This is a genomic window from Streptomyces sp. NPDC060000 (assembly GCF_042737375.1).
Taxonomy (GTDB): Bacteria; Actinomycetota; Actinomycetes; order Streptomycetales; family Streptomycetaceae; genus Streptomyces.
Genome location: NZ_JBHWUU010000019.1, coordinates 19065 through 33796, shown reverse-complemented (window position 1 = coordinate 33796; position 14732 = coordinate 19065). Strand labels below are relative to the sequence as shown.

Annotated in this window: 12 protein-coding genes; 5 read left to right on the top strand and 7 right to left on the bottom strand. The window is 71.2% G+C overall.

From position 1 onward, the window contains the following. Window positions 1–132: 132 nt before the first annotated feature. From ACFWBB_RS12760 to ACFWBB_RS12750, 3 genes are all read right to left on the bottom strand, one after another. Window positions 133–1200 carry an RNA ligase (ATP) gene (locus tag ACFWBB_RS12760; RefSeq protein WP_385270058.1) on the bottom strand — a complete coding sequence of 356 codons (1068 nt, stop codon included), beginning with the start codon at window positions 1198–1200 and terminating at the stop codon, window positions 133–135. Between the two features lie 252 nt (window positions 1201–1452). After that, entirely contained in the window at window positions 1453–2163 is a 711-nt protein-coding gene (locus ACFWBB_RS12755; RefSeq protein ID WP_385270056.1) for a 3-keto-5-aminohexanoate cleavage protein, read from the bottom strand. A 168-nt stretch (window positions 2164–2331) separates the two neighbouring features. Continuing rightward, window positions 2332–2934 (bottom strand): hypothetical protein, encoded by a 603-nt coding sequence (locus ACFWBB_RS12750; protein WP_385270054.1) that lies wholly within the window; start codon window positions 2932–2934, stop codon window positions 2332–2334. A gap of 208 nt (window positions 2935–3142) precedes the next feature. Between ACFWBB_RS12750 and ACFWBB_RS12745 the strand changes: the two genes are divergently transcribed. After that, window positions 3143–5929 (top strand): penicillin acylase family protein, encoded by a 2787-nt coding sequence (locus ACFWBB_RS12745; protein ID WP_385270052.1) that lies wholly within the window; start codon window positions 3143–3145, stop codon window positions 5927–5929. 24 nt (window positions 5930–5953) lie between these two features. On the opposite strand, the gene ACFWBB_RS12740 is transcribed toward ACFWBB_RS12745, so the two are convergent. Beyond that, a complete protein-coding gene (locus ACFWBB_RS12740; RefSeq protein ID WP_385270050.1) occupies window positions 5954–7258 on the bottom strand; it encodes a serine-threonine protein kinase in 1305 nt (434 codons plus the stop codon). A 222-nt stretch (window positions 7259–7480) separates the two neighbouring features. On the opposite strand from ACFWBB_RS12740, the gene ACFWBB_RS12735 reads away from it, so the two are divergent. The 4 genes from ACFWBB_RS12735 to ACFWBB_RS12720 all read left to right on the top strand — a co-directional run bounded on the left by ACFWBB_RS12735 (window position 7481) and on the right by ACFWBB_RS12720 (window position 11547). Further along, the gene (locus ACFWBB_RS12735; protein WP_385270048.1) at window positions 7481–8245 is read left to right on the top strand and encodes an SDR family oxidoreductase; all 765 of its coding nucleotides are present in this window, start codon (window positions 7481–7483) and stop codon (window positions 8243–8245) included. Further along, window positions 8242–9915, top strand: coding sequence for a class I adenylate-forming enzyme family protein (locus tag ACFWBB_RS12730; protein ID WP_385270046.1), 1674 nt, complete (start codon window positions 8242–8244; stop codon window positions 9913–9915). The genes ACFWBB_RS12735 and ACFWBB_RS12730 overlap by 4 nt, the downstream gene beginning before the upstream one ends. 124 nt (window positions 9916–10039) lie before the next feature. Then, window positions 10040–10633 carry a TetR/AcrR family transcriptional regulator gene (locus tag ACFWBB_RS12725; protein WP_385270044.1) on the top strand — a complete coding sequence of 198 codons (594 nt, stop codon included), beginning with the start codon at window positions 10040–10042 and terminating at the stop codon, window positions 10631–10633. 266 nt (window positions 10634–10899) lie between these two features. Beyond that, on the top strand, window positions 10900–11547 hold the full coding sequence (locus ACFWBB_RS12720; RefSeq protein ID WP_385270042.1) for a tetratricopeptide repeat protein: 648 nt from the start codon (window positions 10900–10902) through the stop codon (window positions 11545–11547). 374 nt (window positions 11548–11921) lie between these two features. Here ACFWBB_RS12720 and ACFWBB_RS12715 read toward each other — a convergent pair whose 3' ends face one another. The 3 genes from ACFWBB_RS12715 to ACFWBB_RS12705 all read right to left on the bottom strand — a co-directional run bounded on the left by ACFWBB_RS12715 (window position 11922) and on the right by ACFWBB_RS12705 (window position 14678). Next, a complete protein-coding gene (locus ACFWBB_RS12715) occupies window positions 11922–13136 on the bottom strand; it encodes an acyl-CoA dehydrogenase family protein (RefSeq protein ID WP_385270040.1) in 1215 nt (404 codons plus the stop codon). A gap of 5 nt (window positions 13137–13141) precedes the next feature. Beyond that, entirely contained in the window at window positions 13142–14173 is a 1032-nt protein-coding gene (locus tag ACFWBB_RS12710) for a phosphotransferase family protein (protein ID WP_385270038.1), read from the bottom strand. Window positions 14174–14381: 208 nt separating this feature from the next. Continuing rightward, window positions 14382–14678 carry a hypothetical protein gene (locus ACFWBB_RS12705; protein WP_385270037.1) on the bottom strand — a complete coding sequence of 99 codons (297 nt, stop codon included), beginning with the start codon at window positions 14676–14678 and terminating at the stop codon, window positions 14382–14384. Window positions 14679–14732 lie beyond the last annotated feature (54 nt).

The following is a 14732-nucleotide window of genomic DNA, read 5'->3' as shown; positions in this document are numbered from 1 at the left end:
GGCTACCGGTCTTCCGGCCACCGCCCCCGGCCCACGGGTCGCCGGGACACGGGCTTTTGGCCCCTCCGGGACGGCGCCCTGGCCCTGGGGCGGCCCTTGGCGTCGCCCCACCCAGCCGCCGGGATCCCGACCTCACTCGTACTCGGTGCCGCCCTTGCGGGTCAGGTATGCGCCGCTTACCGCCTTGGCGATCGCCCTTCCTCCTGTCACCGGGCTGTGGCGCTCGACGGCCGGCCGGATCACCACGCCCTCGCGCAGGTGCAGCCCGCGTCCGGAGACCGTCTCCCGGCCCGTGGCGATCTCCAGGACCCGACCGCTGTCGTACGGGCCCTCGAACAGGCGTGGGACCAGGGGCAGTTCGCCGTCAAGCAGTCGCGCCGCGTCCAGCCAGCGCACCGTGCCGTCGATCTCCGCGGACACGTCGAACACCGCGTATCCGAGGGTGTCGCGCCGGCCGTCCGCGCCGTACGTCAGGTCCTGTACGCCCGCTCCGTACACCTCCCCGAAGACGCCGATCCGGCGCGCGCCGACCCGCTCGGCGAGGCGGGCCGCGGCCTCGGGGACGCCGTGGCCGCGTACGGCCCGCCAGTACAGGTTCCCCGGGTCCTCCCGCAGGGCGAGGGACTTCGCGCCGAAGCCCTTCGAGGACACGTACACCCGCTCCTCGTCCGCGACATACGTCAGCAGGCACGCCGAGCCGTGCAGTTTCTCGGTCAGGACCACCGGTTCGCCGGGTTCGAAGAGGCCGGGGTAGCGCTGGATGTTCTCGATGTCGACCCACGGCAGCAGATCCGGCGCCGCCTCGACCTCGCCGTTCATCTTCGGAGGGATCGGCGGCACCCACTTGACGATGCCCAGCCGCTCCGCGAAGTCGGTGCCCTCCGCCGCGGCCAGCGCCAGGTCGACCTCGGCCAGCGCCTTCGGCCGGCACACGATCCCCTGCGACAGCTCGCCCCGTAGCCGCACCGCCTTCACCCGGTCCGACCCGCTGCCCGCCAGCCGCCCGGTCAGCCCCAGCTCCTCCACCAGCCCGGTGGGGAGCACCGACTGCTCGGGGATGTACAGGGCGGCCTCGCCGGTGCGGTACGCGCCCTTGGCGACGACGGCCCGGTACAGGCCGACCTGGGCCAGTTCGAGGGCGTCGGCGTTGGGGTGCTCGTGGACGGTCAGCACTTCGGCGGTGACGCGCAGCGTCGACATGAGGGGCTCCTTCAAGTCCTCGAACAAAAAGCTCAGTTGGCTTTCATCGCACCCAATTCTCCCGGTCGGAAAGCGATGGAGCGAGCCGATTGGCGGCTGGTAGCGTCACTCTCTTCGGCCGACGGCGACACCGTCGCGCACGGAGTCCGGACGGGCCCGCTCCCGTGTCCTCGGCCGCCCTCGCCACCGCCCCGTCGGCATCGGCACGGTCTTCGACGGCTCCGCCGGCCTGCCGGAAGGCGAGCGCCGGGCTCACCCGTACCGGGTCAGTGCCTCCGCCACCAACCGAGCGTTGGACACGGCCCGTTCCCCGTCCGGCAGGGTCAGCGTGTCCTCCAGACCCATGCGGGTCGCCAGGCCCAGGCGAGCGGCCAGCCGGAACACCGGCCAGGCGCCGCCGTCCTCCCCGTGCAGCAGGACCGGACGGCCGAACGCGCTGCCGAGCCCGGTCAGGAGGGCGTGCGCGGTCGACTCGGCCGTGTCCGGGACGCTGTCCGTCACCTCCGCGAGCACCCGCAGCACCTTCGGGGCGAGGGGCGAGCGGGCGAACCGCGCCGCCCCGTCCGTACCTGACCAGATGCCGGCCTCCACGCCCACGCCCCTCGCGAAGAGGGCGGCGGCCAGCTCCTCCGCGCCCGGCTCGTGCCAGTTGACCGAGGCGTGGTCGGGCAGCACAGTCCAGTCGCGCACCTGGGCGAGCCGGGCCGCCGGGTCCGGCTGGGCCCAGGCGCCCGTGGTCACGCCGACCGGCACCGCCACCCGCGCCCGTATCGCGTCGAGGGTCGCCGCGACCAGCCGCGGTGACATCGTGTCCTGTCCGCACGGTGTCTTGGGATGGACATGGACATCCGTGGCCCCCGCCGCGACGGCCTCGGCCGCGGCGTCCGCCATCGCCTCCGGCGTCAGCGGGACGTACGCACCGTCCGCCGCGCCACGCGCTCCGTTGAGACAGACCTGCACCATGCCCCGATGGTGACACCCGCCACTGACAACGGCGCCGGTCGAAGGGAACCCGATGAACCGGAACGAATCGGCCCGGATCGCAAAATCGGGGGTGCGGCATCCCCGGCGCACCCCCGCCGAGCTCGCAGGCCGGCCGCGGGCCGGCCTTGGGCAGAGTTCAGGCCGGTGTCAGGCCGACACCAGCAGTCGTCCGCCCCTGGCGTACGCCAGGGCCTCGGGCGTGAGCACGGGGCGCGGTACGAGAATTCCGCAGTCCGCGCAGACCGGACCCGCCGACGGTTCGTGATCCAGGTCGTACTTCCAGGGCAGCCGCTCGCCGCCGCACACCGGGCAGCCCGAGCCCGGAGCGCGCTTCAGCGCGGCGATCAATCTGCGCAGGACCTCGGCCAGCGGCTCAAGGGGGTGCAGCCGGGGATCGTCGCACCAGGCCACACCGAAACCGCCCCAGGTCAGCCGGTGCCAGTCGTCCACGGTGCCGGGCCTGCGCAGCCCGTCGTGCTTCTCCTTCTTGCGGCGCTCGGCGAACTCGACCTCGTAGGCCAGCCACACCGCCCGCGCCTCCTCCAGCTCGTCCAACGCGGCCACGAGCCGCGCCGGATCGGGGGAGCGGTCCTCCGGACCGAACCCGGCACGGGAGGAAAGATGGTCCCAGGTCGCCCTGTGCCCGTAAGGAGCGAACCGCTCAAGGCACTTGCGCAGCGAGTACCGCCGCAGCGCCAGATCGCAACGCGGGTCTCGCACCTGTCTCGCCAGACTCCGGAAACCGGCCATCGCCTTGCACCTCCGTCACATCTGTACCTGTACTTCGGTCACTTCGGCGTCGTCGTACGGACGTCGTCGAATAGACGTATCGACATGCGATTCGGCTCCATCCGATTTCCGAAGACCTCCACCTGCCGAAAACTTGACGCATGTTCATCTTCAATCCCGGGGATACCGGCGGTAACCTTCCGGCCACCCCCGTCGCTAGGAGCAGCCGATGCCTCGGCGAACCCCACGCAACACTCTCGACAGACTGAGAACTCCCGGCAGATTCCCCGGGTTCCTGAAGACCGCGTCCGTATGCGCCCTGATCGCCGGTCTTTTGTCGCCCATTACCCAAGTGGCGACAGCCGCCGAGGTCACCGCCGCGAACGACTACTGCGGCGGCCAGTGCTCCGACATCCTGCCGCCCGGCGAGAACGGCAACGCCACCCTCGCGCAGGTCCTCCTCAACCAGGCCTTCGGCACCCAGCCCGACCATGCCGAGGACCAGCTCGGCCCCTACGCCAACCTGGCCAAGGGCTACCCCACGCTCACCAACGCCACGATCAACACGTTCTTCAACGACGCGTCGTTCGGTGTCGCCTCGGATCAAGTCGCCTCCACCCTGAGTCCCGCGGGCCGCAGCGACGTGACGATCGTCCGCGACAAGAAGACGGGCGTACCGCACATCACCGGTACCACCAGATACGGCACCGAGTTCGGTGCCGGGTATGCGGCGGCCCAGGACCGGCTGTGGCTCATGGACGTCTTCCGGCACGTCGGCCGCGGCCAGCTCACCGCCTTCGCGGGCGGCGCCCCCTCCAACCAGGGTCTCGAGCAGCAGTTCTGGCGCAACGCTCCGTACACCGAGGCAGACCTCCAGGCCCAGATCGACAACGCCGTCGCCACCAACGGCACCCGCGGCCAGCAGGCGCTCGCCGACGCCAACGCCTACCTCGCCGGCATCAACTCCTACATCGACGCCTCCGACAGCGGCCGCTACTTCCCCGGTGAATACGTTCTGACGGGGCACAAGGACTCAGTCACCAACGCCGGCACCATCGACCATTTCAAGATCACCGACCTGGTGGCGCTGGCCTCGGTGATCGGCGCGCTCTTCGGCTCGGGCGGCGGCGGAGAGGTCAACAACGCGGTGTCGCTGCTCGCCGCGCAGGAGAAGTACGGCGTGCAGCAGGGCAGCGAGGTCTGGGAGGCGTTCCGTGAACGCAACGACCCGGAGGCCGCGCTCACCCTCCACAACGGCCAGAGCTTCCCGTACGCCGCCAAGCCCGCGAGCCCGCAGGGCGAGGCGCTGCCCGACACCGGCTCGGTGACCGCGGAGCCGCTGGTCTACGACGCCACGGGCACCGGGGGAGACGCCACGGCCTCCGCCACCTCGGCCACGGCGACCGCGACCGCCCTCAGTTCGGCCAGGCGAGGCATGTCCAACGCCCTCGTCGTCAGCGGCCAGTCCACCGCGAGCGGTCACCCGATCGCCGTCTTCGGCCCGCAGACCGGCTACTTCGCCCCGCAGCTGCTCATGCTCCAGGAGATCCAGGGCCCGGGCATCAGCGCCCGCGGTGCCTCCTTCGCGGGCCTGAGCATGTACGTCGAACTCGGCCGCGGCCAGGACTACGCGTGGAGCGCCACGACCTCCGGCCAGGACATCATCGACAGCTACGCGGTCGAGCTCTGCCAGGACGACTACCACTACCTGTACCACGGCACCTGCACGGCCATGGACGTGGTGGAGCAGAAGAACGCCTGGAAGCCGACCACCGCCGACGGGACGGCCGCCGGCTCGTACACCATGCGCGTGTACCGCACGAAGTACGGTCCGGTGGAGTACCGGGCGACCGCGGGCGGCAAGAAGGTCGCCTACACGACCCTGCGCTCGTCCTTCATGCACGAGGCCGACTCGATCATCGGCTTCCAGATGCTGAACGACCCGGACCACGTCAAGAGCCCGCAGACCTTCCAGAGCGCGGTGCAGCACATCAACTACACCTTCAACTGGTTCTACGCCGACTCCGCGCACACCGCGTACTACAACAGCGGCGACAACCCGGTGCGGGCGAGCGGTGTCGACGCCGAGTTCCCGGTGTGGGCGCAGGCGGCGTACGAGTGGAAGAACTGGGTGCCGGCCACCAACACGGCCGACTACACCCCGGCCTCGGCGCATCCCAACTCCATCGACCAGGACTACTACATCTCCTGGAACAACAAACAGGCCCTGAACTACTCGACGGCCTCCTGGGGTGACGGCTCGGTCCACCGCGGCAACCTGCTGGAGGACCGGGTGAAGAAGCTGGTCGCGGCCGGCGGCGTCACGCGCGCGTCCCTGACGAAGGCGATGGCGGACGCGGCGCTCGCGGACCTGCGGGCCGAGGACGTCCTGCCCGACCTGCTGAAGGTGGTCAACAGTGCCACGGTCACCGACTCCACGGCCGCGGCCGCGGTGACCAAGCTCCAGGCCTGGCTGACGGCGGGCGGCAGGCGGACGGAGACGGCGGCCGGTTCGAAGACGTACGCCGACGCCGACGCGATCCGCATCCTCGACGCCTGGTGGCCGCTGCTGGTGAAGGCCGAGTTCGCGCCCGGCCTCGGCACCGGCCTGTACACGGCGCTCACCGCGAACCTGCCGATCGACGAGACCCCGTCGGCCGCCCACGGCCCGACCGGGGCGCACGCCGGCAGCTCCTTCCAGTACGGCTGGTGGAGCTATGTCGACAAGGACGTCCGGGCCGTGCTGGGCGAGACGGTACAGGGCGGGCTGACGCAGAAGTACTGCGGCGGCGGCACGCTCACCGGCTGCCGGGACATCCTCATCAGCTCCCTGAAGGAGGCGGCGGGCAAGACCGCGGCCCAGGTCTACCCGGGCGACACCCTGTGCGCGGCGGGCAACCAGTGGTGCGCCGACTCGATCGTCCAGCGCACCCTGGGCGGCATCAAGCACGGCAACATCAGCTGGCAGAACCGGCCCACCTTCCAGCAGGTGGTGGAGTTCACCTCGCACCGGTAGTTCCTGTGGCGGCGGGCCGCGCCCCTAACGGATCCGGCCCGCCGCCAGCACCAGCCGCGCCAGCTCGGGGTGCACGATGTCGCTGTGCGCCCCGGCGGGCGCCCCGCCGCGCCGGACCACCGCCGCCGCGTCGACGTTCACGCACCCCGACGTCGGCAGCGGCCCGGACAGCGCGTCGGCGAGCACGCACGCGTGCGTACCCGGTACGGCCTGCGCCCCGTCGTGCCCCATGGCACCCCACTTGGCGCCCAGCATCTCCCCGACGAGTCCCTGAGCGTCGCCCGCCATCCGCGAGGCCAGCGGGTACATCGTGCTCAGTGCCTGGTCGAACCGCGAGTAACAGCACACCAGGGGGCCGTCGATCCGGTTCTGCTGCCCCTGGAGCACGCCGCCCGCGCGCGTGTCGTGCGGCAGCCGCGCGGCGAACGCGTAGTGCGAGAAGGCCCCTTGGAGCAGCGTCACCGACTTCACCGTGCGCACCCCCTCCGGCAGCCCCCGCAGCGCGAACGACACCAGCCGCGCGCCGAAGCTGTGTCCCACCAGATGCACCCGGGCGGCCGGCGCCACCGCCGCCAACCGCCCCACGAGCGGCCCGAGTCCACGCTCGCCCACCGTCCCGGCGCGCCGCTTCATCGCGTAGTACGTCGCCTGCCGCAACAGCTCGTGCGCCCCGTCCCACGGGCTGGGCAGCGCGAATCCGGCGGCTTCCGGGGCGGATTCGAGGCCCGCCAGGGCCCGCGCGAACTCCTCGCAGGCCACCGCCGTCGGGCAGGAGAACATCTCGGGCTCGTCCTGCGGCACCCCCTTCGCCAGCGTGTCCGCCCCGAACAGCGCCTGCGGTCCCGGCGGCACCACGTCCACCAGCAGCCGCACCAGCCGCCCGAACTCCTCCAGTTCGGCCTCCTCGGCGGGCCGCTGCTCCAGCAGCCGCGCGATCCGGTCGACCACCGTGGCCCGGCCGGGGAACGTCTCGAGGAGCGCGTGACGGGTGTCCCCGTCCAGCGCCGGGCGCCGGACCACGGTGGCCGCCGCGGAGCGCGGGAAGTCGGGGATCGGCTCGTCCGGGAACCGCATCGACGGCCACACCACGCCCACGTACCCGATCCTCGCCGCCGGGGCGAGCGCGGGGACCGGTGCGAAGAAGCGGCTGCAGAGCAGGGTCGCGCCGGCGCGGTCGCTGTTCCAGCCGTGCGAGAAGACGATCAGGTCACGGACCCCGCGCCGTCCCACCCCGGCCAGCAGCCGGTCCCGCTCGCCGGCGTCGCCGTCCCCGTCGGCATCGAAGGTCAGTTCCCAGTAGGGCGTCACGCTCATCGCCGGATCCGCCATGAAAGACCCCCTCGTCCCGCGAAGCGATGCGCCAGGATGGGGGCATCGTCCTGCGAACGGGGTCAATTGGCCATACATCACGGCTCGTCCGTACAAGAGGCGATCATGTCATGTCCATCCGGAACCGGACGTCGATCCGGGGTGGCCCTTCCGCCGGAACATACCGACTGGTTAGTCTGGCGGTAGAGCCGATTCGTACCGCAGTCGCGTCGAAGGAGACCGATGGTGGAAGCCGTGCAGGATGCCGGAGTGGTCGTGACCGGAGCGGGGGGCGGTATCGGGGCCGCGCTGGCCCGCCGCTTCGCCGCCGAGGGGGCCCGGGTCGTCGTCAACGACCTGGACGCGGACCGGGCGCGGGCGGTCGCCGACGAGATCGGCGGGATCGCGGTCCCCGGCGACGCCTCCACGATCGTCGAGCAGGCCCGGGAGGCGCTCGGCGGCACCGTCGACGTGTACTGCGCCAACGCCGGGGTCGCCTCGGGCGGCTCGGAGTCGGCCGAGGAGGCCGTCTGGGCGCTCGCCTGGGACGTCAACGTCATGGCCCATGTCCGGGCGGCCCACGCGCTGCTCCCGGACTGGCTGGAGCGCGGGCAGGGCCGGTTCGTCTCGACCGTCTCCGCCGCCGGGCTGCTCACCATGATCGGCGCCGCCCCCTACAGCGTCACCAAGCACGGCGCGTACGCCTTCGCCGAGTGGCTGTCGCTGACCTACCGCCACCGGGGGGTCAAGGTCCACGCGATCTGTCCCCAGGGTGTCCGCACCGACATGCTCGACGCCACCGGCAGCGCGGGCGACCTGGTGCTCAAGCCGACCGCGATCGAGCCGCAGGACGTGGCGGACGCCCTGTTCAAGGGGATCGCGGAGGACCGTTTCCTGATCCTGCCGCACCCCGAGGCCGCCGCGTACTACCAGCTGCGGGCCGGCGATCCCGACCGCTGGCTGTCGAACATGAACCACCTCCAGCAGAAGTGGGAGGCCGCCGAATGAGCGCGCCCGTCTCGCGTTACGCGGCCAAGCCCTGGGTGGCCCTCCTCGACGAGGCCCAGCGTGGCCCGATCGACCCCGCCGACTCCCTCGTGCACGCCTTCCGCAGGTCCGTCGCCGAGGCCCCGGACCGCCCCTGCCTCGCCTACTTCGACGGCCGGCTCAGCTACCGCGAGGTGGACGAGCTCAGCGACTCAGTGGCCGGTCACCTCGCCGCCCGCGGCCTGGAGCCCGGCGACCGGGTCGCCGTCCTCCTGCAGAACTCCCCGCACTTCGTCCTCGCCCTGCTGGGCGCCTGGAAGGCGGGCGCGACGGTCGTCCCCGTCAACCCCATGTACAAGTCGGGGGAAGTCGCCCACGTCCTGCGGGACGGCGAGGTGGCCGCGCTGATCTGCTCCGACCGGGCCTGGGATTCGTATCTGCGCCAGACGGCGGCCGACTCGCCCGTGCGGATCGTGCTCACCGGCTGCGAGCTGGACTTCCAGACGCGGGGCGACGCGCGCGTGCTCACCTTCGAACGCCTCCCGCAGCCGCCCGACACCGACGACCTCACCGCCGTCGCCCGCGCCGGCCACAAGGCGCCGGAGGGCCGCGACCTCGCCCCCGCCGACATCGCCCTGATCAGCTACACCTCGGGTACGAGCGGTGCCCCCAAGGGCGCCACCAACACGCACCGCAACATCATGTTCAACGCCGAGCGGCAGCGCACCGGGCTGCGTCTGCCCGAGGCGCCCGTCTACTACGCGCTCGCGCCGCTGTTCCACATCACCGGCATGGTCTGCCAGCTCGGCGCCTGTCTGAACAGCGCGGGGACGCTCGTCCTGACGTACCGCTTCGAGGCGGGCGTCGTCCTGGAGGCGTTCGCCGAGCACAAACCGCACTACACGGTGGGCCCCTCCACCGCCTTCATGGCGCTGGCCGCCCATCCCGGCGTCACCCGGGACCACTTCGCGTCCTTCGTGAACATCTCCTCCGGCGGCGCGCCGGTGCCGCCGGCCCTCGTGGAGAAGTTCCGGGCGGGCTTCGGGCCGTACATCCGCAACGGTTACGGGCTCACCGAGTGCACCGCGCCCTGCGCCTCCGTCCCGCCCCAGCTGGAGGCGCCGGTCGACCCGGCCTCCGGGACCCTCGCCGTCGGCGTGCCCGGCCCCGACACGGTCGTCCGCATCGTCGACGACCAGGGTGCCGAGGTGCCGTTCGGCGAGCAGGGCGAGATCGTCGTGCGGGGTCCGCAGGTGGTCCCCGGCTACTGGCGGCGGCCCGAGGCCACCGCCGAGACCTTCCCCGGCGGCGAGCTGCGCACCGGTGACATCGGGTTCATGGACGAAGAGGGCTGGCTGTACGTCGTCGACCGCAAGAAGGACATGATCAACGCGTCCGGCTTCAAAGTGTGGCCGCGCGAGGTCGAGGACGTGCTGTACACCCACCCTGCCGTGCGCGAGGCGGCCGTCGTGGGGGTGCCGGACGGCTATCGCGGGGAGACCGTCAAGGCGTACATCAGCCTGCGTCCCGGCGCCGACACGGATGCGGATACGCTCGCGGCCTACTGCAAGGAGAGGCTGGCGGCCTACAAGTATCCGCGCCAGGTGGAGATCCTGCCCGACCTGCCCAAAACGGCGAGTGGGAAGATCCTCAGGCGGGAGCTGCGTTCCCGCCCGCACGACGGTCGGTAGTACGACGTCCGGGGTACGGCGGCCGGCGGTACGACGATCCGTATCGAGTCGGTCAGCAGCAGCTCAGCAGCACGACAGCCGGTAAGGCTCGCCGATAAGGCATCGAGGAAGGCAGGTGGCGGCAGTGCCCAGGACGACGGACGGTGACGGGACACCCGTGCCGCAGCGGCTGCTGGCCGCCGCCACCAGGCTCTTCGCCGAGCAGGGCTACGACCGCACCTCGGTGCAGGAGATCGTGGAGGCGGCCGGCGTCACCAAGGGGGCGCTGTACCACTACTTCGGCTCCAAGGACGACCTCCTGCACGAGGTGTACGCGCGTGTGCTGCGCGTTCAGCAGGAGCGTCTCGACGCCTTCGCCAACGCCGACGAGCCGATCGAGAAGCGGCTGCGGGGCGCGGCGGCGGACGTCGTCGTCACGACGATCGAGAACCTCGACGACGCGATGATCTTCTTCCGCTCGATGCACCACCTGAGCCCGGAGAAGAACAAGCAGGTGCGCGCCGAGCGCCGGCGCTACCACGAACGCTTCCGTGCCCTCGTCGAGGAGGGCCAGCAGGCCGGTGTCTTCTCCACGGCGACCCCGGCCGACCTGGTCGTGGACTACCACTTCGGGTCCGTCCACCACCTGTCGACGTGGTACCGGCCGGGCGGGTCGATGGGGCCGCAGCAGGTCGCCGATCACCTGGCCGACCTGCTGCTGCGGGCCCTGCGTCCCTGAGACCGTCACCTGGAGTTCATGGGTCCAGGGTCTGTTGCGAAAGCCTCGGACGCCCGGACCCGGCCGCCCAGTCAAGGACGCCCGAAACCGGAAGCCCGGACAGGGCCGTCCGGCAGAGGCCAACGGCTCGGGTCGGCGCCACGGGCACTCCCCAAGCTCGCGGCGATGGGACGTCTGAGAGGGCCGCTCCCCGGAAATTCCCGAGTTCCGCCGGGAGCTCGGAGATAGCCTCAGCACTGCGAATCGTCCAGCGGGGAGGGCAGGGCATGCGAGGACAGGACTGGATCGAACGTGCGGGAGAGCTGTTCGAAGCGGCGATGTTCGGCGGGGACGCCTCCGCGCTGGACCGGTCCGATGACGCCCTCGACGCGATCGAGGCACCGCTCTCCATGGCGCGGGGAAAGGTATTGCACGTCCGCTTCCTGAACGACCGTGAAGAGAACAGCCAGGAACTGGTGCACTTCGAGCGCGCGGCCGAGTTGTACCAGCGTCTCGGTGACGCGTCGGGTGAGGCGGACGCGTTGTTCTGGGTCGGCTGCTGGTATCAGGTGGTGAAGGGCGACGGCGCCAACGGCAGGCCGTACTTCGAGCGGTCGTACGAGCTGGCGAAATCCGTCGACGACCGGATGACGATGTCCTACGCGATACGCCATCTCGGCTTCGCCGACAAGGACGCAGGCCAATTCGATCAGGCCCGCGAGCGGTTGACCGAATCGGTGACGCTGCGCCGGGAGATCGGCTTCAGGCCGGGGGAAGCAGCCGGCCTGGTGGCGTTGGCCTACCTCTCGGCCGAGACCGGCGACCGATCGGCCGCGCTCCACCACCTCGACGAGGCCGAGTCGGTTGCCGAGGGGTGCGGTGCCAAGGCCGTGTTGGGGTGGATCGAGCAAGCCCACACGCTCATCCGCTCCTAGGGTCTGTGGGAAGTGCTGGTCACAGCCACTCGTGAGGACTGCGACCAGCACGGTCGCCTCGTAGCGGACGGCAAGCTTGTCGTACCTCGTGGCCACGGCCCGGTGGCGCTTGAGGCGGTTGATCCCACATTCGGCCGCGTGGCGCTCGCGGTGGTCGGTCTTGTCGGACTTCGGCGGCCGACCGCCCCGGGAACCTAGTTTTCTGACGGTTGCGGATTCGGTCCGCCGCGCCACAGCCGCGAGCACCTGGACGCCGTCGCCGCCGAACTCGACGGCCGCCCACGCAAAACGCCCTGCGGACGGGGTGTTGCAACGACTCTTGAACTGAAGGACGCCGGGGCTCTCCTGAAGCCACCCGCCGTTGCGGGTCGCCTTTACAGGTACTTCTTCAACTCCCGTCGCGCCAGCGACCGCTGGTGCACCTCGTCCGGCCCGTCGGCGATCATCAGCGTGCGGGCTCCGGCGTACAGCTCGGCCAGGGGGAAGTCCTGGCTGACGCCGCCCGCGCCGTGCAGCTGGATCGCGCGGTCGATGATGTCGACCACCGCGCGAGGCGTGGCGATCTTGATGGCCTGGATCTCGGAGTGGGCGCCCCGGTTGCCGACGGTGTCCATCATCCAGGCGGTCTTCAGTACCAGCAGCCGCAGCTGCTCGACCGTCACGCGCGCGTCCGCGATCCAGTTGTGGACCACGCCCTGCTGGGCCAGCGCCTTGCCGAAGGCGTCGCGGGAGACGGCCCGGCGGCACATCAGCTCGATCGCCCGCTCGGCCATGCCGATCAGCCGCATGCAGTGGTGGATGCGGCCCGGGCCGAGCCGGGCCTGCGCGATGGCGAAGCCGCCGCCCTCCTCGCCGATCAGGTTCGTCACCGGTACCCGCGCCCCGTCGAAGACCACCTCGGCGTGACCGCCGTGGGAGTGGTCCTCGTAGCCGAAGACCTTCATGGCCCGCTTGACCGTGACGCCCGGTGTGTCGCGCGGGACCAGCACCATGGACTGCTGACGGCGGGGATCGGCGCCGTCCGGGTCCGTCTTGCCCATCACGATGAAGATCTTGCAGTCCGGGTTCATCGCCCCGGAGATGTACCACTTGCGGCCCGTGATGACGTAGTCGTCGCCGTCGCGCTCGATGAGCGTGGTGATGTTCGTGGCGTCGGAGGACGCCACCTCCGGCTCGGTCATCGCGAACGCCGAGCGGATCTCGCCCGCCAGCAGCGGCTCCAGCCACTGCTTCTTCTGCCGCTCGTCGCCGAACTGGGCGAGCACCTCCATGTTCCCGGTGTCCGGGGCGGCACAGTTCAGGGCCGTCGGCGCCAGCTGGGGGGAGCGGCCGGTGATCTCGGCCAGCGGCGCGTACTGGAGGTTCGTGAGGCCGGCGCCGTGCTCGGCGTCGGGAAGGAACAGGTTCCACAGGCCCTGCCCGCGCGCCTGCGCCTTCAGCTCCTCGACCACGGCCGGGGTGTCCCACGGCGAGGCGAGCAGCGCGCGCTGCTCCTCGGCGACGGGCTCGGCCGGGTACACGTACTCGTCCATGAAGGCGAGCAGCTTGGCGCGGAGCTCCTCGGTGCGTGCGTCGAACGCGAAGTCCATGCCGGTCAGCCTTCCTGCAGAGTGGTCAGTCCGTGCTCGATGAAGACGGGGACGAGCTCCCCGATGCGGTCGAAGCCGCGCCCGACCGTCTGGCCCAGCGTGTACCGGTAGTGGATGCCCTCCAGGATCACGGCGAGCTTGAACCAGGCGAACGCCGTGTACCAGGAGACCGCCGAGACGTCACGCCCCGAGCGGGTCGCGTACCGCTCGATCAGCTCGGCCGGCGACGGGTGCCCGGGGGCCGAGGCGGTCGTGGAGATGGGCGAGTCGGGCAGTTCCAGGGGCATGCTGTACATCACCAGCAGCCCCAGGTCGGTCAGCGGGTCGCCGAGCGTCGACATCTCCCAGTCGAGGATCGCCGTGATCGTGTCGTCGGCCCCGATCAGGACGTTGTCGAGCCGGTAGTCGCCGTGCACGACGGCCGGCGCGGGTGAGTGCGGCAGCCCGCGGCCGAGCGCCGCGTGCAGCTCGTCGATCCCGGGCAGGTCGCGGCTGCGGGAGGCGTCCAGCTGCTTGCCCCAGCGGCGCAGCTGCCGGTCCAGGAAACCCTCGGGCCGGCCGAAGTCGGCCAGGCCCACCGCGGCGGGGTCCACCGCGTGCAGCTCCACCAGTGTGTCCGTCAGCGAGAGCACCGCGTCCCGGGTGCGCTGCTCGCCGAGCGGGACGAGCTCGTCGGCGGTGCGGTAGGGCGTGCCCTCGACGAACTCCATGACGTAGAAGGGCGCCCCGGGCGCGGCCCCGTTCTCGGGGTCCTCGCACAGCAGCACCGGGCGAGGCACCGGCACGCTCGTCGGGTGCAGGGCGCTGATCACCCGGTGCTCGCGCCTCATGTCGTGCGCGGTGGCCAGGACATGGCCGAGCGGGGGCCGCCGCACGACCCACTTGGCCGCGCCGTCGGAGACCGCGTAGGTGAGGTTCGACCGTCCGCCCTCGATCAGCCGGCCGGTGAGAGGGCCGCCGACCAGACCGGGACGCTCACGCTCCAGCAGGGCACGCAGCCGGTCGAGGTCGAGTCCTGGCGGGTGGTCGGGGCTCATGCGTCGCTCCTACGGGCGGGACGGGGAATCGGCACGCACACCATGATGCCGACCGGTCGGTATGCCGTCCAGTGGTCACGCCCAACGTGATCGGGGCCACGATAGGGCGACGGCTCCCCGGGGAGTACCCGGGGAGCCGTATCGGGGCGGTTTCAGGCCGCCCGGGCCGTCGCCTTCCGGCCGGTCGGTGGTCGTATCGGCAGTCGCCTCAGTGGTCGTCCCAGTGTCCTTCGTGCTCGGCGTGCCGGTGGCCGTCGTGCAGGTAGTCCATGTGGTCGCCGTGCCGCACGCGCGGGTGCCCGCAGTCCTCGCCGTGCCGGTGCTCGTGCCCGTCGTGGGCCACGTGCCCGCCCGGCTCGCACTCGTCCCAGTGGCCGCCGTGCTCGCGGTGCAGATGCCCGTCGTGGGCGTAGTCGACGTGGTCGCCGTGGCTGACCCGGGTGTGTCCGCAGTCCGGACCGTGGGTGTGGGTGTGGGCGGAGTGCTCGACATGGAGGGTGGTCATGGGGTGCTCACCTTCGAAGCTGCGCGTGATGACGTCGGCCAGGCTGCCACGCGA